Genomic DNA, 18,430 nt, shown 5'->3' with positions numbered 1-18,430 from the left:
GGCTCAGATGGACCGTCCCTCGCGCTCCCTGACCTTTATAATGCTGACAGGCGAACGGCTGCCGGTCAGGTCCCGGTACAGCAAGGTAAGAAAACGCACCGTTACCAGGCGGTGTATGGCAGCCTGGGTCCAGCGGTAAAACCAGCGCCTGATAAAAGAGGGGGAGGGGCTTCCCAGGAGCAGGGGGCAGTAGTCCGAAAGCTGAAGCACAACCTTTACTCCCTTTTCAGTTGAGTCGACGCTGAAGCGTAATTCGCCCCGTTCGCACTGTTGGGGCTGCACAAGAAAACCCCCACAGATCCGCAGCACAAGAGCCCCCTCTTCTATCACGGGAGGTAGAAGGCTTATCAGGCTCATGTTGCTGGCAGCCAGACGGAATTCAATCCCTTCCGGTGTATAGCGGGGACGGATAAGGGTACATGTGCAGCGGCGGATATGACACAGGTAACGTTCAAGTAGCAGGTGAGGGGTTAAACCGGCTGCAATTGCATGTGGAAAGATGCTCCATTGGATGGAAAAAACGGAGGAATCCTCGACCAGTACCTGTTGGCATGCGATTTCCTGGTGGTCTATTGCTGCCACGGCTACTCCTTCGGAACCGGAAGCAAAGTCCGGTCCTCGCCGTGCAGCCAGCGATATACTGCTGCTGCACTCCTGTGTGACATGCTCTCAACCGCCGCCAGTTCTTCCAGGGTGGCTTCCCTCAGCCGCTGCAGGCTTCCGAAATGCCTCAGCAGCGCATTGCGGCGCTTGGTACCGATGCCCGGAATCTCTTCTATCGCAGAGCTGCTGCTGCCCTTGCCGCGTAATTTGCGGTGATATCCAATGGCAAAACGATGGGCTTCGTCACGGATGGCAGCAAGCAGCAGGAGTGGTGCAGAGTTCTGTCTGAGCACCACCGGATTGCGCCGCCCCGGTAAAAAAATGCGCTCAGTGCTTTTCTGCAGGGATGAGCCCGTCATATCACTGTCCAGCCGACTCTTGGCCAGCGATACCAGGTCAAAGCTGCCCTCCAGGCCCAAGCCGTCAATGATGGCGCGTACCGCATTCAGCTGTCCGATGCCGCCATCCACAACCACCAGATCGGGCAATCCTTCCCGGTCCACAACCTCCTGCCGAAACCGCCGGCTGAAGATTTCGGACAGCATGGCAAAATCATCCTGACCTTCTACCTCACGGATGCGGTAACGGCGGTAGCGTTCCTTGTCAGGTTTCCCATCGCTGAAAACAATGCCACTGCCTACCGAGAAGCGCCCCTGGATGGTGGAGATGTCATAACACTCGATGCGGCGTGGAAGTCTGGACAAGTGTAGACGCTGCTGTAGGGATTCCAGTGTCGTCTGGATGGATGCGCGCTGATCATGGCGCTCTCGCAGCGCGGCCGCAGCATTTTTGGCCGCCAGTTCTACCAGTTCCCGCTTTGTGCCGCGTACCGGACGGGAAATAGTGATCTTGCGCCCTTTGATCTCCCCCAGCAACTCGGCCAATGCTTCTGGTTCTTCAATCTCCAGGGGCAGCAGTATCTCCTCTGGAATAAAGTTCTCATCGCTGTAATACTGATGCATGAAAGCAGCGATACCTTCGGCGTCATCCAGTTCCCATTTAAGATCAAACAGGCGACTTCCTGTGACAACTCCTCCTCTTATGAAGAGCAGCGCCAGCTCCAGACGGTCTCCTTCACGATGATAACCGAGCGCATCGCTGTCGCCGCCGCGCGTGATCATCTTCTGCTTTTCGACAGTGACTTCAATGGAACGCAAAAGGTTGCGCCATCGCCCAGCTTCTTCAAATCGCAGCTCTTCGGAAGCTTCAAGCATCCGTCGCTTGAATTCAGTCATCAGCTGCCGGTTTTTTCCTTCCAGAAAAAGTGTGGCTCCGGCAACGAGCATGGCATAGTCGGCCGATGATATCTTCCCCTTGCAGGGGGCACTGCACTGGCCGATCTGGTGGTACAGGCAGGGACGATCACGAGACATGCAGCGGGCCAGCGGATAGTGGCGCAACGGAAACATGCGTTGCAGTTGGCGCAGCACATCCCGGGCAGAGGATGCAGATGCATAAGGCCCAAAATAGCGTGCGCCATCTCGGGGTGCTTTACGCACGATGTTGAAGCGGGGAAACTGTTCACGAGGGTCCAGGCGCAGGGAGAAGTAGGTTTTATCATCCTTCAGGCTGAGATTATAGCGGGGATGATGCTGCTTGATAAGCGTGTTTTCCAGCAGCAGAGCTTCTTTTTCCGTATCGGTAAGCATCACCTCGATATCAGCCACTCTGGCCACCAGAAACTTGACGTGGTAGCGGGAGTCACCCGAGGCGGCAAAGTAGCTGCGCACACGTTGCCTCAGGCTGCGCGCCTTGCCAACATAGATAATATCGCCCTGGGCGTCCCGCATCAGGTACACTCCCGGCGATGGGGGAATCTGTCGTAGTTTTTCCTCAATGTTCATGCCAGACATTCTAGCCGGTCCTGGCCGGAATTAAAAGTGCTCTTAAAGTGGATCTGCTGCTTAAAATAGAGGCACTATTGCCTAATTATATGGCTCGGTTCGGTGTGTACAAAATAAGCAATTTCAGTTTTTTTAGAGTGTTAGGCCAATGTCGTTCTTGGCAGCCTTCTTGCTGCTGGCGGGGGCCGTAGTTGGTAAATTAAAAATGGCGGGGGTAGTACATGGAGACCATGTCAACGGTGACAGGGCTAAAGGGTAGTGCGGATGTTCTTTTTCTGATGCTGGGTGCTGTCATGGTGTTTGCCATGCACGCCGGATTTGCATTTTTGGAAGTCGGAACTGTACGGAAGAAAAATCAGGTTAATGCCTTTGTCAAGATCCTCACTGACTGGGCGGTTTCTACGTTCGTTTATTTCCTCGTTGGTTTTCCCATATCCTACGGTATTTCCTTTTTCAAACCTGCCGAAGAATTGCTCGGCAAAACACAGGGCTATGATCTCGTGCACTTTTTCTTCCTGCTCTGTTTTGCCGCTTGCATACCTGCCATCATTTCCGGCGGTATCGCCGAGCGTGCCAAGTTTTGGCCCCAGGTGACAGCAGGTGCAATCTTTGCCGGTTTATCCTACCCTCTATTCGAATCACTTATCTGGGGTCAGAACGCCTCCCTGCTCCAGGGCATTTTTAAGAAAATCGGCGGTGCAGAATTTCATGATTACGCCGGTTCCGTAGTAGTTCATTCCATTGGCGGATGGATCGCCCTTCCTGCTGTAATTATTCTTGGCCCGCGTATGGGACGCTACATCCGCGGAAAATCTCATCCTATTCCGGTCAGCAACATCCCTTTTCTGGCTCTTGGTTCCTGGATTCTTGCCATAGGCTGGTTCGGATTCAATGTGATGAGCGCGGGAAACCTCGAAAAAATTTCCGGTCTGGTAGCGGTCAACTCATTGATGGCCATGGTGGGGGGCATCCTGGCTGCATTAGTAGCAGGCAAAAACGACCCCGGGTTTATCCACAATGGTGCCCTTGCCGGGCTGATTGCAGTGTGCGCAGGCAGTGACATCATGCATCCTCTCGCATCCTTTGCTGTTGGCGTAATTGCTTCAATCATCTTTGTGTATGGCTTTCATTATGAGCAGGAAGTACTTAAAATCGACGACGTTCTGGGTGTATGGCCGTTGCATGGAGTGATTGGTTCCTGGGGAGGCATTGCGGCCGGTATCTTTGGGCAGAAGGCTTTGGGAGGCATGGGGGGCGTCAGTTTCATTTCCCAGTTGGCCGGCACAGTCGCCGCTGTTGCTTTTGCCGTGATCAGCAGCGTTGTCGTCTATGGATTACTATCAAAAATCTTTGGCATACGCCTTGAGGAAGAGGATGAGTATCATGGTGCTGACCTGAGCATTCATAAAATCGGAGCATACCCAGAAGACCACGTCCGCTAATATCCAGATGGAGTAAAATCCCTGAAAGTGCCGTACCTACCGCACTTTGAACCTGTTTCTTTCGTTGACAATACCACGGAGAGGTGCTATTTAATCCCCATTTTACCTGATATATATTCGCTCTCCGTGCGCCTTTTTCCCGTGCCGGCCATAAGAGGTCCATTACTGTGATTTCATTGAAATTATGCCGCAACACCTTTTCCCGGCTCTTCGTCGCGCTGGCACTAATTTCATCACTTGTGGTCCCACCCGGTTTCTGTCAGGAAACCGAAGACTCTCAGGTTTTCATATCCGGATTCAACGCATATCAACAAAAAGATTATGCCGGTGCAATAGCCAAGATGAACGAGGTACTGCAAAAGTACCCCGACACTCCTCTGCGGGACATGGCACTTTTCTGGCTTTCCCGCGCCTATTTCAAAAGCGGTAATCAGCAGGATGCTGCCCGCTTCATGTCCCAATTCTCCAAAGAATATCCCGATAATCCGCTTAGAGGTACTGTTGAAGAAGAACTTCTCGCCCTGACCAGTCGTTATGAAAAGGGTGAGAAACTGTCCAGTGGTGCCTCGGCTGCCGGGAAGCCGGTTCAGACGGCAGCTCTGAAGGCCAAAATTGAAAAGGACCGCCTTGCCAAAGAACAGGCGGATAAGGAACAGCTGGCACGCAAATTGGCCGAGCAGGAGCGAATCACTGCCGCCAAGGCTGAAGAAGAGCGCATTGTGGCTGTAAAGGCGGAAGAGGCCCGAGCCGCGGCTGCTTCGGCTGCTGAGCAGGCTCGACTGGCAGCGCTGAAGGCGGAAGAAGATCGACAGGCTTCCCAGAAAGCTGAACAGCAAAGGCTGGCAGCTCTGAAGTCCGAGGAAGAGCGGAATGCTGCTGCGAAAGCTGAAGAGGCGCGAATAGCTGTTGAAAATGAAAAAGCGCGTTTGGCGACATTGAAAGCAGAACAGGATCGTCAGGCTGCCGCAAAAATAGAGCAGGAGCGGGCCGCTTCCAGAAAAGCTGAAGAAGAGCGCATTGCTGTTTCAGAAAAGAATCGCCTTGCTTCAATAAAGGTTGAGGAAGAGCGCAAAGCTGCAGAGCAGGCTGAACAGGCCAGGATCGCAGCGCTAAAAGCAGAACAGGATCGTCAGGCTGCCGCAAAAATAGAGCAGGAGCAAGCTGCTGCCAAAAAAGCTGAAGAAGAGCGCATTGCTGTTTCAGAAAAGAATCGTCTCGCTTCAATAAAGACTGAAGAGGATCGCAAAGCTGCAGAGCAGGCTGAACAGGTCAGGATCGCGGCGCTTAAAGCTGAAGAGGATCGTCAGGCTGCAGTAAAAGCCGAACAGGTACGTATCGCTGCTGAAGAAACTGCTCGACAGGCAGCCCAGAAACTGGAGCAGGAACGGCTTGCCCGAGTCCAGGCCGAAGAGCAGCGGCTTGCCCGGGAACGGGCAGAAGAACAGCGCCTGGCCCTTTTGAAAGCTGAACAGGAACGGACAGCTGCTGAAAAAGTTGCAAAAGAGCAGCAGGCTGCTGCCGCTGCAGAGTCTGCGCGTCTGTCTGCCGCTCGACAGGAACAGGAACGCTTGGCAGCCGAAAGAGCCGCAGCGGATGCCGAGTTGGCCCGCCAGGCCGCCGTTCGTCAGGAGGAGCAGCGCCAGGCAGCGGTCAAGGCCGAGGAAGAGCGCGTGGCGCGTCAGCGCGAGTCGGATGAGAAGGCTCGTATCGCAAAAGCGGCACTGCGGGAAAAGGCCATTGCACAGTATCAATCAGTTCTTGAAAAGTATCCCGGTTCCACTGCTGCCGCATCAGCAACTGCTAAGCTCAAAGAGCTGGGGGTTGCCGTGGCCCTGCCGCCAAAAGTTGCAGCAACCGAGCCTGCACCGACCGAGCTGCCGGAAAACGCCCAGGTACTCAGGCTGGAAGTAGCCCAGTTTGCCGGATTTGAATTCAACCTGCTGGAGCGCTTGCCCTCCTATGAAGTCGGCCGTCGCATCAGCGTTCCGTTCGAAGTTATCAATCGTGGCAATGGTAACGATTCCTTCTCCTTGGAATCCGGCTTTCCGGTCGGGTTCAATACTGTTTTCGCATCAGCAGCGGCGCCTGACCAGGCAATTACCCAGACTCCTTCACTCGCTCCGGGTGAAGCCTTCAAAGGCGTAGTAAGTCTGACAATTCCTTCTGCCAGTATCGATGGGCTGCGAATAACTCATCCGGTCAAAGCTTCTTCCCGTTTAGCGAGCGAGGCCAGTCAGTCACGTGAGCTCGGCCTAATTGCTGCGGCGCCTCTGTTGAGGGCTGTGCTTAAAGTTGACAAGCCACAACCGCTGCCGAGTGAAAAAATTACCTATCGCGTGGCTGTGCTTAATGTCGGATCAACCTCCGGCCAGGACATAACCTTCCGGCTCAGTTTCCCTCCACAGCTTGAGCCTGTCGATTTTGCCGCTGCAGGATTCAGGCTTGAATCCAAGGGTGCACTCGTGCTGGACGGTCTCCAGATCAAATCGGGCGAAAGCAAGGAATACCTGCTTTCCTTCCAGCTCAAGGAGGATTCGCTTGCTGGTCAGGAACTACTTTGTCGGGCCGATCTGGTCAATAAACAACTCGGTACCAGTGCCGCGTTTGTTTCGAACATAGCCAATGTCAAAGCAGTGCATGGCGTAGCAGTCAAGGCCGGTTCCGAGCGTCTCAGCATTATTCCCGGGCAGACCTTTACGGTTCCTTTCGTGGTGACTAATACCGGTAACGTCCGTGAAAAATTCAGACTGGCTCCCACCGTAACCGGTGTACAGGGCATAACGATTTTCCACGATCTTAACCGTGACAGTATCAGGCAGGCCAATGAGCCGGTCATTACTGAACTGGGTCCCCTCGAACCAAAGGAAGAGGCCAGTTTTGGGCTGGAGATTACAACAACGCGTACGGCCGCTGATGGTTCCGAAGGAACTATTCAAATAACTCTCGCACCCGAAGGTGAACCAATTCGGGCCGGTGTGGCATCGACCCACCTGATGTTCTCACGCCCGGTCCTGCAGATGTCTATGGCCGGACAAAACGGTCGTCTTAAACCGGGCGAAGTTGCCTCATTTGACCTGACTATTACCAATCGTGGGTCCAATCTGGCCAAGGTTGTGGAGCTGCAGAGCGCCTGGCCGGAGCAGTTGGAGTTGGTCGCATCCGATCCGGCCAACAGCTCGGTAAGTGGTGGCAATATCGTCTGGAAATTCAAAGAGCTCGGTGCCGGTGAAAAGCGAAGCATAAAAGTCTCGTTCAGAATAAAATTCGGCACGAGTGTAGGCACCAACATCAAGGTAACCAATGTTCTGAAGTATGAAGATCAACTGGGGAACAGGTACTGACATGACTCGACGCGCACCGGGAATTACCTTGGCAGCCTTGCTTCTTATGGCAGTTCCGGTTTTTGGGCAGCAATACTATCTTTATTCACCTGCTCCGGTTTCCGATGAAGAGAAGAGCCAGCCCAAGGATGGTGTTCTGGTGCGAGAGGTTCCTGTGAAGAAGGGGGATACACTGTCCGGACTCTCGCGAAAATTCAGCGGGCACGGGACATATTTCCCACAGATTCTGCTTTTCAATGATATCAGCAATCCTGATCTGATTTATGCCGGTGATACTCTCAAGGTTCCGGTGACACGGAAACCGGAAGAGCAAACAAAAAAGCGCACTGCTCCCAAACATGCTGTGGGACCACGAAAGAAGCCTCTATCTGCACATCTTCCTAAAGGCTCAGTTAAAGGATCGGCAGAACCAAAGGCCGAACTTTCCCCGGACGATCTGAAACAAACAGAGAGAACCAGCGTCAAGAAACCAATCAAGCGTGAGTCGGCAAAGGAAATTTTTGTTCCTGCTACCAAGGCCACTTCGCCTGTTGCTGCACCTGCACCGCAGCAGTCTTCTGCTCCTGCTGCTGATAACCGCTCGGCACAAGCACAAAATTTATTTGAGCGTGCCATGAAAGCGTATCGGCAGGATGATTGTCGCACTGCTCTTGATCTTTTCGATCGCTTCCTGGCAGCGGATCCGGCATCTCCCCTGGCGGCAGATGCCAGTCTCTATAAGGCGGACTGTTACTTGAAACAATCTAACCAATAAGGTGGGATTCTAAACCACGAAAAAGCCCCTCCGGTCATATGGCCGGAGGGGCTTTTTCGTAAGCTTTTGAATAAATTTTACTATTCCCAGTTGGTTCCCAGTCCCAGTTCCTCACGCTTACTGCAGCATGAAAGTCTTGTATTCCAGGGAAACCAGGTCCCGATCGAGCAGTAGCATGCCGCACAGAATGCTGATGCAGAGCGAGCCGGCAAAGCCGTAGCCATAGAAGTAGGGGCCAAGGAGGATGGAAAATATAGAAAACCCACAATTGAGCGCTGCGAAAACCCCCGTAAGAGTCAATGCCCTGCCACGTCTGTCGAGATAGAAGTAAATATTGATTATTCCCAAAAAGACGACCTGCAAACCTGCCCCAACCACATCAATATACATCAGAGGAAGGTACACGACTGAGATTCCCGCCATCTCAAGCAATGTGCGGCCGGCTAGAAAAACTACAATAGTGGCAATTGCCTGGATCTTGATGATGTCGTAGATCCCCTCGCGCGCCATGCGCACCATTTCATCCTTCATCTCCTGAATGTAGCTGAGAGATCCACCTTCGCGCACTGCATCATAGTATCGATCGTAGTATTCAACGAAATCAGTCTCCATGCGTACCAGAAAAACGGCCATTCCGGGGAGAATGGAAAGGTATGCCAAAAAAATGGGCAGGTCATAAATTTCGGAAGCTCTTAAAGGACCAATCACATTTGAGCCGGTAAACGGATGGAACCAGAAGACAAATTTATCAATCCAGATCCCTAAATTATAGAACAACCCGGTCAAAATCAGGGACACGTGCATGCGTCGGGGACGGATGAAATCAAATTCTATGAAATTGCGTGAGGGGTAATTGCGGAAAATAACAAAAAGCATCCCTTTGAGCAGCACGAACTGCCCGGTAAGGAAGGCGAGCATCAATCCTTCCAATTTCCAGAAACGCAGAAAAATAGACAGGATCAAAGCGATCCCGTAGCCGGCCGCAAAATTTATCAATATCGCTTTGTAGGCCTTCAGGCCGGAAAGAAGAATGGCCGCTACCCAGACGCAGGAGAGCACAACAAATGTGGTTGCAAACACCAACCGGAAAATAATTGAATTATCGGGAAAAAGAACCAGGCTCAGAGGAAAGGCAATGATGCCGCCAAGGGTGGTGACGATCAGCAAAAGGCCGTTCAGGTTGGGCAACAGTCTGAAGTGCTCCTTTTCAAAGATCCGGTCGGCGCAATAGCGGGTAAAGGAGAGTTGCATCAAACCGGTAAAGATCAGGGAGAGTGCGATCAGGTAGGTGATACAAGTCTGGAATTGGGAAACCAGCACCGCAGGAATGACGACCGGCACGGAAATGATACCAATGATCAGCACAGCTATGATTGAAAGTATCCAGGGTCCCGAGCTGATGATGCCGGCGTAGGCATAGGTCTGGAGTAGGGAAAAGTATGAATCCCGTTTGAGCAGCTTGCGAAGTTCGAACCCTATTCCCGCCATCAGACCAGCCCCATATGGTACAGTTCATGGTATTTGTCAAACATTTGCCGGTGCTTGTAGAAACGTTCCACGCGGTCGATTCCCGCCTGTCTGGCCTGTTTCCATTGCTGCGGATCCTGGAGCAGTCTCAGTGACTCAGCCGCCAGAGCCAGGGGGTTATTGATGCCCACAATTCCGCCAGCAGACCCGATTGCCTCGTCTTCAGCGCCAGAGCCCAGGATCAACTGCCGGCAGGCGCCCACATCAGTGGCTACAACAGGTATGCCTGCGGCAAAAGCTTCCAGAACAACCAGCGGCAATCCCTCACTGACCGAACTTAGCACCACCAGGCCAGTGCCGGGGAAGATGTCCAGCGGGTCTTTAAACCCCATGAAGCGAACCTGGTCCGCAATATCGAGGCTTTCCACAAGGGCCTTGCATTCCGCCGCATACTCCGGATCTTCATCTTCAGGGCCGATAATCCAACCCTGAACAAACGGCAGTTGGTTGGCAATCAGGCGTAATCCCCTGATGAAAGTCTTGATGTCCTTGATGGGTACGACCCTGCCCAACAGAGTCAGAACGAGGGGAGGGGTTTCATGGACGACTTCGCGCAGAGGTGCATAGCGGTCAATGTCTATTCCATTGGGGATTATAGTAGTGCGTTCCGGTAGTGCACCATCATCCAACTGCCGATTTCGGGCTCCTTCATACAGTGAGACAATGGTGCTGGATGCGCCATAGCAAAAGCGTCCCAGCGTTTCAAAGAAACGGATCCACAGGTCCCGGTAATAGCTGACCTCTGTGGGATCTCTTTGCAAGGCGTTACGGTTGTCCTGGATCCAGTCGCTATTGAAAATGTCAATCCTGCGTTCTTTAGTATAAATACCATGTTCGCTCAGCAGTAGAGGGCGGCCGCTGCTGTGATGCAGCAATGTGCCAAGAAATCCGGCATACCCGGTAGATACGGTATGGTAGAGGCGTGCGGGGATAAGTGTGTTGGCAGTCTTCGCCAGCAGCCAGATCGGAGCGTGCATGTTGCGAACAGTCCAGAAGTAATCAACAAAGGATGGGTCTTTACAGCGTTGCTGATAAAGCTGAGAAATCAGCTCCCATGACCGGTGGGAGTGAAGGAAGTTCTGAAAGTCGACTCCGGAGACAGGATCAAGGAAGAAATCAGGAACTTTGAGAGAGTTTTCAAGTTCTGTCAAATCCCGCTTGTGAAACATGGCATGCATGTGCCGGATAGTGTCAAATGGTGTGCGGCTTCCGGCCAGCTCCTCAATCAGCGGCGCATCGGCAAAGTCGTACAGATAGCAGGTTTCCAGGTGAATAAGGTTTGAAGGCAGCTCATATTTGATCTCTGCATAATCGCCGCGTCTGCTGCCGATGAAAACCGCTCCGAAGGTATATTGAGGGAATCCGCTGATGATCTGGTGCACCCACGTGGATACACCACCGCTGACGTAGGGGAAAGTGCCTTCCAGGAGTAGCATGATGTCGACGTGATCGGCTTTTGGGAATGCGTTCATTGTATATCCATCCAGAACTTGGCAACCTGGCCAATTTCAGGCTTATGCCGCAGCAGGGGATCTGTCTCGAAATATCGTTTCAGAGACAGATAATCACGTTTGCGGTAAGCAATTTCAGCAAGATAGGGAACAACCCGATCACGGGGCGCACCTTGTTCCAAGGCGTTGGTAATCGCTATTTCGGCTGAAGGAACATCTCCCTGCCACAGATGCAGTCGTCCCATTAAGACCAGCAGGGGAGCATCAATGGGGGTGATTTCAAATGACTGCCGGGCATAGAAAAGTGACTGCCGGGCAAAGAAAGCAGCCAGTTCCTCTGTCGCCAGATCATTAAAAATCATTTCCCAGTAGGAAAAGGCCAGCTTGCGACAGAGTGGTGCACGGTCAGCCTCAGTTGCCGTTGCGCGCAATGCTTTCAGCGATTCGGAAATAGCGGAGCTGATCAGCTTTTCCAGACGATCGGAAAGATTGAAGGCCAACAGCCGAATTTCATCATCGCTGTCGCTCGTGGCCAGTTGCAGAAGGCGAGTAGTATTGGGACCACCGCCGGAACTTGCTGCCATGATCGCCTTGAGACGCACCTGACGCGGAAGTTGGGTCGCTCTTAGCCGCGACCAGGCCCCTCCCTCCCCCATACCAGTGGCGGGGGTGCCGGACTCACTCATGAAAGGGGACATGGGGACACTGGAAAATTCCGTACGTCCCTCGAAACGTTGGAAAAAACGGAAGTAAACCAATGCTGCGAGCATTCCCAGACTTCCGAGAATCGGTATGAAAAAAGAGAAGCTGAAAAATAATGCCAGGCTCCAGCGCCGATCATTGACTCGCCGGGGGAGTGCTGTGGTAAGCAACAGAGAGAGGCAGGCGGAAGCAATCGCATGTCCGGTCACGAAAAGCAGCAACCTGTTCCAGGCCGGTTGGCTGCCGAACAATGCCAGCACTGCCATTACCTGGCTGAATATCCAAATCAGGAAAGGTAACCAGTTATTCATGCTTTTTCCACAAGCAGGTCGATTAGCTGATACAGGGGTTCGTCAGCTGCAATCATTGTTGAACGGACTGTCAATCCCTCCTCACCGATCGTCTTGCCGAACTGTTTCCGCAGCAGTTCATTCAGCCGTGCCTGGTACCCCTCGATGGAGGCCGGCCCGGCAAAAGGCATCAGTGTCGTGAATTGCACACCCCAGCCGACATTGCGACGCCAGGAATGGTCCAGCCCCCTTTGCTGGCGCTCCAGTGCAGTGCAAATCTCATCAAGACGTGTATCAGGCTTAATGCAGACAGTCACCAGGGCACTGCTGATGTCTAGATCGCGCCTCAACCGGACCATTTTCACCATTTCGGCAGCAAAAACAGTCGGACAATCCGGTAAGTAGGCCAGTATGGGGCGTGCCTCCAAAGCGGAGTCGGCATGGTCGGCCGCATACGCCAGCAGCACGCCAAGAATCTGCAAAGTCTCGCGCTGCAGGGCGAGAAAAGGCATTTCCGTGATCAACAGCATACCCAATAACGCGCCTTTGCTGGTGCGCAAGGGGGCAGCAACAAGGTATGCGCTGGATTCGGTTTCCTGCAGGCGGTTGACCGCCTGGTAAGCGGTGTGCCCCGATTCCATCGCGGACAAAAGCAGCAGGTCATTGGCAGCAAGCGGGGCGCCCTTGCCGCACGTGGTTATCGGCTCTTCCTGCAGGCGTCCCTTACTGTCAGCCGGATAAAGTGCCGCACTCTCCAGGCTGCAGTAATGAATGAGAATCGACATCAGCGCCCCAGTGGTTTCCCTGTCAAGTTGTCCGGCGTGCTGTGCCAGCAGATTGCGGAGGTCCAGCATGGCATCACGCAGGGTGACAGGGCGACTGATCAGGTTCTGTTCCAGGCGATCATGGGAAAGACGCACCATGAAATAGGCGCGTGAGAGCTGTTCAATGCGTTCGGCGGCATGACTGCTCAACTGGTCCGAACGTCTCAGGCGCTGATGCCAGATGGTGCTGAACTGACCACTGATCAAAGTAAGCAGTGTCCCTCCCAGAATGAATTCGGTTGGAAAATCTTCTTTCAGGACCCCTTGGTGTTGGAGAACAAGCCATGCAATACTGATGATAACGACAGAAGTGATGCCGGGCCCAATGCCGTAGCGAAGTGCTATCAGCAGTGGGCCGAACCAGATCCAGGGGAATTGGGCCTGGATGAAAAACGGATCATCAGAGTTGAAATAGTAGCCGCCGATCAGGAAGAGAGCAGTGATTATGACTGTTTCAAGCCAACACTCCAATTTACCGGCAACAACTTTCGTTAGACGTACGCTGGCCATGGTTTATTTCTTCTCTGTAAACTCGGAAAGCAGGCGCTCAAGCACCTGTTGGGCAACAGAGCTGACTGCATCACGGCTCCAGCCGCTTTTGCCCGCTGCCCCGCTCCAGATCACCCGCCCTTCCGGCAACTCCACTACTTGCAGGGTGAAACCCACCACTGGTTCGCCATCCAGCCCGACCTTATAACGCCATTCGTTTACCGTCCCCATCAGCACGTACTTCACTTTTTTCTGTTTGGCCAGTTCCATGGCGGCACGCTGGCGCTGTTCACCCCGGTCAAGGCTGATTTCTTCAGGTTTTGCAGGCTCTGCCGTGCCGCGCTTAAGCTGCTGCACCCCGCGGGCATACAGCAGCGCGGCGGTTACCGCCTCGGCCCGCTCCCCTGCATAGGGGGTCTCGGTGTTGTTGATGAACGGCAGCAGCGCCCAGCTTTCCTGGAACGATACCGAACGCCCCCCCTGGTTCAGGGTGACGCAACCGGCCATGAGCAGGGCAATCGCCAGGATCATAATCTTTTTCATAACTCCTCCATGTTTTAGACGCTGAGTGCGGTGAATTAAGGTCTGTGACTCTTATGGTTGTGCTGTCAAAACGACTCTGTTGCTGTCTTCATTGCCCTTGCTGTCCACAGCCCTGATTATGAAGTAATAAGTAACACCCTGGGTCAGACCGCTTATTGTTGACTGGTAGGGGTAGAATGACTGCAGGGCGGTGTTTGGATTGGCTTGGCTCCAGATATCGGAGTAGCCTGCACCAACGGCTGGAGACAGCACGACTCTGGTGGCGTTTGCGAAATCTGGATCCGCAGAAAAATCAAAGGGGGCGTAGTACAGGACATAGTTGACTCTGTTCATGTCCAGGGCCACATCCCATGAAACCGCGACACTGCCCGCGTTATTCGAGGCAGCCTGTTGGATGCCGACTCTGGGGGCCATTGCCTCGGGTGGATCATAGTTCGCATTGTACACGCTGGACCATACCGGTGGAGAAGTGTCAGTCATGTCGGCATTGTTCTTCACAAAAGAATTAACAAAGTCGACCTGGGCGTTGGTGATGTAATGCCTGAAGCCGACCGAATGGGCTTCCTGGATGTCATCCTTGAATATCTGCAGTCCATTGCCGCTGTTGTTCAGCAGCGTCAGGAGATCCATGCCCGGTTTAGGGCCATTGAAACCGTCGGCATAGCCGAGGGAAAGTACCTTGAAGCCGTCCGGGCGGTTGGCTTCAGCCATCAGCTTGGGGGCCGAGTTGTACTTGTTGTCCGGGAAATAGGGGGAGATGGTGCTAAGTGAATCATTGTCCAAATGATAGCTTTCGAAGAAGCCGATATCGATCTTGCCACGGGCAGAGACCTGGTAATGCGGTTCACGAGGATCAAAAAAGAACAGGCCGCGGTTTTGCAAAATGACCTTGTCGGGATAATCACTGCGCATCCGGCCGATGAAGTCGGAAAAACCTTTTGCGGTCCATTCCGAGCTGGAATGGTTGCTGTCGCTGCAGGTTGTATATTTGTTCGGCGCTGCCGTATCGACCGTATCCAGGAAAACGCCGTCACAGCCAAGACCACGGCCATAGGTCTCGGTAAACAATTCCCTCAGCCCCGGCGGAGTGTGGCTGCTGATATCCATGAGCATGTCCTTGACCGTCGCATACCAGAGTGGATCGCCGGCATTGACGAAGCGCGTCAGGAAGTTGCCATTCTGGTCGGGACTCTTGTTCGGTGCACCGTTACAGCGCACGGCATTGTCGTTGACATAATATGACGCAAAACCTCCGTTAGTTGGAGTCCCCCGGGGATCGAGACCTGTCAGCGGCCTGCCGCTCGGCCCTGGCCCGCGGGGATCGATGACCGGGCCGCTGCCGTCTCCGGTGAACCTGGCATCCGACCGCATCTGAGCATCGCTGAGCTTAAAGGTGCGTGAGTCTTCGCCGATGGAGATATAGCACAGCACCACAACGTTATCGCTCGGATCGTCTGCCTTTACTCCCTGTTTGATCTGCATGATCTGGTCGCGGGTAATGTCACCGTTGTAAGGGTGTACGATCACCAGCGGGTAGGTTTTGAGGGTGGCGATTATCGAGGGAGTTAAGGCGCCGTAGGTAATGGCATATGAATCAGCATTGGCGGCTCTTTCGCGTAGTTTCTTAGAACTGAGAAAACCTGCGTTTGGATCAGGCCCCGTAAATGCGGGTGGGGGAGTGCCACCGCCCGATTGTGTACCCCCGCTTCCATTCAGGGTTTCCTTGCTGCAGCCGGAGAGCGCCAACAGGAGCGTACAAGCCAGAGCGGTTTTTGCCGGAATATCTTTAAATCCCATGATAGATCCTATTCGCTATTCGAAGTAATACCTGTAGCGGACATCGAAGCGGCTGGTGATGTCGCTTGTGCCAAAGGTGCCGTTCTCCTGGGAGAAGGAACCTTCCAGTTTGTCCAGGCCGAATACCGGCCCGACCAGACCCAGCTCGTAATGGAAACCAATGCCTGTGGTGCTGTTCCAACCGGTATCAAGGATGCCGAACGGCCTCCAGTTGCGAATGTAGGCACTGCGCCCCTCCTGGCCGACTGCGATTCCTGCCCCAGCCTGGCTGAAAGATGATGGAACGAACCAGGAACCGTCAGCGTTTGCCGGCATGAGACTGCGGGCCTTGCCGGTTGGGGTGCCGTTGCGGCCGTAATAATGATAGCCTCCATACAGTCTCAGTGTGGTGTCCGGCCATTCTGCCAGCAAGCGGTGGTTCAGATCCCCTTCAACGGAAACACCATCTCCCAGGCTGTTATAATCCTGGTCGCGGAGATTCCTGGCGGATATACGCAGACCGAGGATGTCGCGCGGGGTAAGTCCCTGCTGCAACCCCAGACGGATTTCATCTTTCATGCCACCAATCCTGAGTCCTACACTTTCAGGCGCATCGGCCCCAGCCAGCAGTGCCATTTCAAGGGTGAGGCGGTGATCGACTTTCCAGTCCCCCTGGATACCGGCCATGGCATGCCGGGAAAGGCCGTCGCGAATGCCGCCGAAAAGCTCGCTGCTTCCCTTGTCATGACGATAGATGAGCCCCAGTCGGGCTGTCTGTTCGCTGGCGGGGTAGGCCCCCAACGCCCCTGTTTTCTGATGCCGGATATCGGTATTACCAAGCTCCGCCCCAAGGGAAATTCGAGGAGTCAGGGCAGAGGTCAGCGAAATCTGTTGCGCAAGAAATCCGACGCCGCTCAGCTCCATCAGGGAGAGGTGGTATCCGAAGCCTCCCCGACGGGAACCGTAAAGTTGTCTGAGCTGCTGGTCGAGCAGATGGTCTTGGTCATTCACCTGAAAACGTTCGAAAACATGGGTCTCTGCCAGCGGTATTTGACCGGTTCGGACCGCTCCCTCCACCGCATCCCGGTAGGGAAGGCGCTCCAGGTCAGCTTCCAGCAGCCGGGCGATGCGCTCCCGGTCATTGTCCTCCAGGGCCAGGGCCAGTTCAAGCCATCGCGGACGCCGGGTGAGGCGGGCATATTCACGCCAGAACCAGAGCCGGGCCAGATCACTGCGCTGTTCTGAAAGTGCCCAGGCTGCCACCAGCTCACGGCTTATCTCATCCTGACGATTGCGAACCACCCCCTGCATGAGGCTGTTCAGCGGGTCTCCCGGTGTAACGTGCATTACAACCCGTATGTAATCCATCTGCAAGGTTCGCGTGTCAGTGGTCATAGTTGCATCACCCGCCTGCATGCGTTGCCGTGCCGCCTGCAAGGCGTGCAGACGCTCGGTAAAGGCCGATTCCGACCGCCCCGACTGTTCCAGAATGTCGGCATAGGCTGCCAGCCAGCCGGGATCGTTCTTTTTTCGCCCGTACCCCGCCTGAAAGAAACCAAGAGCCTCCCGATACTGCCCCAGATAGGCGTGGGCTGCTCCGAAAGCATCGTTGAGAACCGGCATGCGCCTCTCGCGCCCCTTCCACTCCAGCAGCGTCCGGTGCAGTTCTTCGCGTCGATCGAGATCCAGCAGCAGCCAGATGTAGCCTGCTGCGAGTTCACCATCTGCCGGGGCACGCTTCAGCGCTTCCTGAAAACTGTGTAGACTGGTCCTGGCATCATTGGTTCCCCGGTACACCTGGGAAACCAGATTCCAGTAGTATGCGTCCATCTCCTGGGGCTTCAAGGTTCCTGCTTTTTCTGCATCGTGCAGAAAGGTAACCAGAGGATCGTATTTTTTCATGGCGATACCAAGCTCGAGCATAGCATTCAAATAATCCGGAATGCCGAACCGCTTCCAGCCTGCCATTGCCAGGCGGTATGCTTCCTGGGTGTCCTTGTCGCGGGTAATCAGGATCAGTCGCTGGTAATCTTCTTTCCGGCCTGCGCCGGTTTCCAGCAGGTGCCGTCCTGCCAGTTCGGCTGTGCGTATGTCCTGGAGCGTCCAGGCCAGGTCCCCCAAGTTTTGCCAGTACTCCCGCTCAGCGGCAGGAAGACGTTTGCCAAGAGTAAGGATGGTGTAAGCTGAAAGCACATCACGAGTACCATAAGCAAGTGAGGCTGCTTTCAGGATGGCCGGGGCAGTTGCGCCATAGCTGGAGATTCCTTCCAAATGAGCTTCGATAGCTTTGTCGGGTTGGCCGGTTGCTTCATACAGGCGGGCAAGCTGCTCCAGAGCATACCTGCGGCCTGCCCCCTGCCGCTGGCGTTCCAGGGCAGAAATGGCATCTTCAATACTTCCCAGTGCCTCACACGCCGCCACATATTCCCGTAGTTCCGGATTAGAGTCCACTCCCCGTTTCTCCAGAAGCTGCTTCAGACGGCGGTTATCCCCCAGGCTCCGGACCAGGCGCAGTGCATTGTCTTCGGCCTCGGGCTGTCCGGTGGTTGTTGCAAGGTGGAACCAGTGATCGAGCGCCTGCACACTGTTGCCGGACCATTCTCCGCTTTGTGCAGCCCTGCGGAGCCAGTCAGGATCGTTCGGCAGGTTCGCCACCGCTCTTTCCGCAAGCCGAAAGGCTTCCTTCGGATTGCCGTTGGCCAGAAAAACTTCATAGCCGAGAGTGAACAGTTCAGCATCAAAAGGGGCCATTCCTGCAGTGGTAGATTGGGGCTCTTTCCCGAAACAGGCAGGGACGGTGATCTGCTGGACGCCCAGCAACAGCAGGGGAATTATGATCAGCAT

The 18,430-nt window shown here is 54.2% G+C and carries 12 protein-coding genes; 3 read left to right on the top strand and 9 right to left on the bottom strand.

The window, feature by feature from the left end; all coding sequences use genetic code 11:
• Positions 1-3: 3 nt before the first annotated feature.
• Positions 4-582 carry a hypothetical protein gene (locus tag KJB30_RS08700; RefSeq protein WP_214298097.1) on the bottom strand — a complete coding sequence of 193 codons (579 nt, stop codon included), beginning with the start codon at positions 580-582 and terminating at the stop codon, positions 4-6.
• A 2-nt stretch (positions 583-584) separates the two neighbouring features.
• A complete protein-coding gene (gene uvrC / locus KJB30_RS08695; protein WP_214298462.1) occupies positions 585-2,447 on the bottom strand; it encodes an excinuclease ABC subunit UvrC in 1,863 nt (620 codons plus the stop codon).
• A 221-nt stretch (positions 2,448-2,668) separates the two neighbouring features.
• Here uvrC and KJB30_RS08690 point away from each other — a divergent pair, with 221 nt between their 5' ends.
• The 3 genes from KJB30_RS08690 (at position 2,669) to KJB30_RS08680 (ending at position 7,984) form a co-directional block, all read left to right on the top strand.
• Positions 2,669-3,889, top strand: a complete 1,221-nt coding sequence (locus KJB30_RS08690) for an ammonium transporter (protein ID WP_214298095.1) — start codon at positions 2,669-2,671, stop codon at positions 3,887-3,889.
• Positions 3,890-4,056: 167 nt separating this feature from the next.
• Complete coding sequence (locus KJB30_RS08685) at positions 4,057-7,230, top strand: tetratricopeptide repeat protein (protein ID WP_367618956.1); 3,174 nt, start codon at positions 4,057-4,059, stop codon at positions 7,228-7,230.
• A gap of 1 nt (position 7,231) precedes the next feature.
• On the top strand, positions 7,232-7,984 hold the full coding sequence (locus KJB30_RS08680; protein ID WP_214298093.1) for a LysM peptidoglycan-binding domain-containing protein: 753 nt from the start codon (positions 7,232-7,234) through the stop codon (positions 7,982-7,984).
• Between the two features lie 117 nt (positions 7,985-8,101).
• On the opposite strand, the gene pelG is transcribed toward KJB30_RS08680, so the two are convergent.
• From pelG to KJB30_RS08645, 7 genes are read right to left on the bottom strand one after another with little or no spacing between them, the layout of a single operon-like run.
• Positions 8,102-9,472 (bottom strand): exopolysaccharide Pel transporter PelG, encoded by a 1,371-nt coding sequence (gene pelG, locus KJB30_RS08675; protein ID WP_214298091.1) that lies wholly within the window; start codon positions 9,470-9,472, stop codon positions 8,102-8,104.
• A complete protein-coding gene (pelF, locus tag KJB30_RS08670; protein WP_214298089.1) occupies positions 9,472-10,983 on the bottom strand; it encodes a GT4 family glycosyltransferase PelF in 1,512 nt (503 codons plus the stop codon). Before pelF ends, pelG begins: the two co-directional genes overlap by 1 nt.
• The gene (locus KJB30_RS08665; RefSeq protein WP_214298087.1) at positions 10,980-11,975 is read right to left on the bottom strand and encodes a hypothetical protein; all 996 of its coding nucleotides are present in this window, start codon (positions 11,973-11,975) and stop codon (positions 10,980-10,982) included. The genes pelF and KJB30_RS08665 overlap by 4 nt, the downstream gene beginning before the upstream one ends.
• Positions 11,972-13,288 carry a PelD GGDEF domain-containing protein gene (locus KJB30_RS08660; RefSeq protein ID WP_214298085.1) on the bottom strand — a complete coding sequence of 439 codons (1,317 nt, stop codon included), beginning with the start codon at positions 13,286-13,288 and terminating at the stop codon, positions 11,972-11,974. Before KJB30_RS08660 ends, KJB30_RS08665 begins: the two co-directional genes overlap by 4 nt.
• 3 nt (positions 13,289-13,291) lie before the next feature.
• Entirely contained in the window at positions 13,292-13,810 is a 519-nt protein-coding gene (locus KJB30_RS08655) for a penicillin-binding protein activator LpoB (RefSeq protein WP_214298083.1), read from the bottom strand.
• Between the two features lie 51 nt (positions 13,811-13,861).
• Positions 13,862-15,607 carry a fibronectin type III domain-containing protein gene (locus KJB30_RS08650; protein WP_214298081.1) on the bottom strand — a complete coding sequence of 582 codons (1,746 nt, stop codon included), beginning with the start codon at positions 15,605-15,607 and terminating at the stop codon, positions 13,862-13,864.
• Positions 15,608-15,622: 15 nt separating this feature from the next.
• Positions 15,623-18,430, bottom strand: a complete 2,808-nt coding sequence (locus KJB30_RS08645; protein WP_214298079.1) for a tetratricopeptide repeat protein — start codon at positions 18,428-18,430, stop codon at positions 15,623-15,625.

The organism is Pelotalea chapellei, assembly GCF_018531195.1.
Taxonomy (GTDB): Bacteria; Desulfobacterota; Desulfuromonadia; order Geobacterales; family Pseudopelobacteraceae; genus Pelotalea; species Pelotalea chapellei.
Note: the sequence above shows the minus strand (reverse complement) of the source record. Positions and strands in the feature narration are given on the sequence as shown.

Coding starts and splice junctions, on each gene's coding strand:
- KJB30_RS08655 (WP_214298083.1), bottom strand. CDS start 13,810: ATGAAAAAGATTATGATCCTGGCGATTGCCCTGCTCATGGCCGGTTGC.
- KJB30_RS08660 (WP_214298085.1), bottom strand. CDS start 13,288: ATGGCCAGCGTACGTCTAACGAAAGTTGTTGCCGGTAAATTGGAGTGT.
- pelF (WP_214298089.1), bottom strand. CDS start 10,983: ATGAACGCATTCCCAAAAGCCGATCACGTCGACATCATGCTACTCCTG.
- KJB30_RS08690 (WP_214298095.1), top strand. CDS start 2,669: ATGGAGACCATGTCAACGGTGACAGGGCTAAAGGGTAGTGCGGATGTT.
- pelG (WP_214298091.1), bottom strand. CDS start 9,472: ATGGCGGGAATAGGGTTCGAACTTCGCAAGCTGCTCAAACGGGATTCA.
- KJB30_RS08645 (WP_214298079.1), bottom strand. CDS start 18,430: ATGCTGATCATAATTCCCCTGCTGTTGCTGGGCGTCCAGCAGATCACC.
- KJB30_RS08680 (WP_214298093.1), top strand. CDS start 7,232: ATGACTCGACGCGCACCGGGAATTACCTTGGCAGCCTTGCTTCTTATG.
- uvrC (WP_214298462.1), bottom strand. CDS start 2,447: ATGAACATTGAGGAAAAACTACGACAGATTCCCCCATCGCCGGGAGTG.
- KJB30_RS08665 (WP_214298087.1), bottom strand. CDS start 11,975: ATGAATAACTGGTTACCTTTCCTGATTTGGATATTCAGCCAGGTAATG.
- KJB30_RS08650 (WP_214298081.1), bottom strand. CDS start 15,607: ATGGGATTTAAAGATATTCCGGCAAAAACCGCTCTGGCTTGTACGCTC.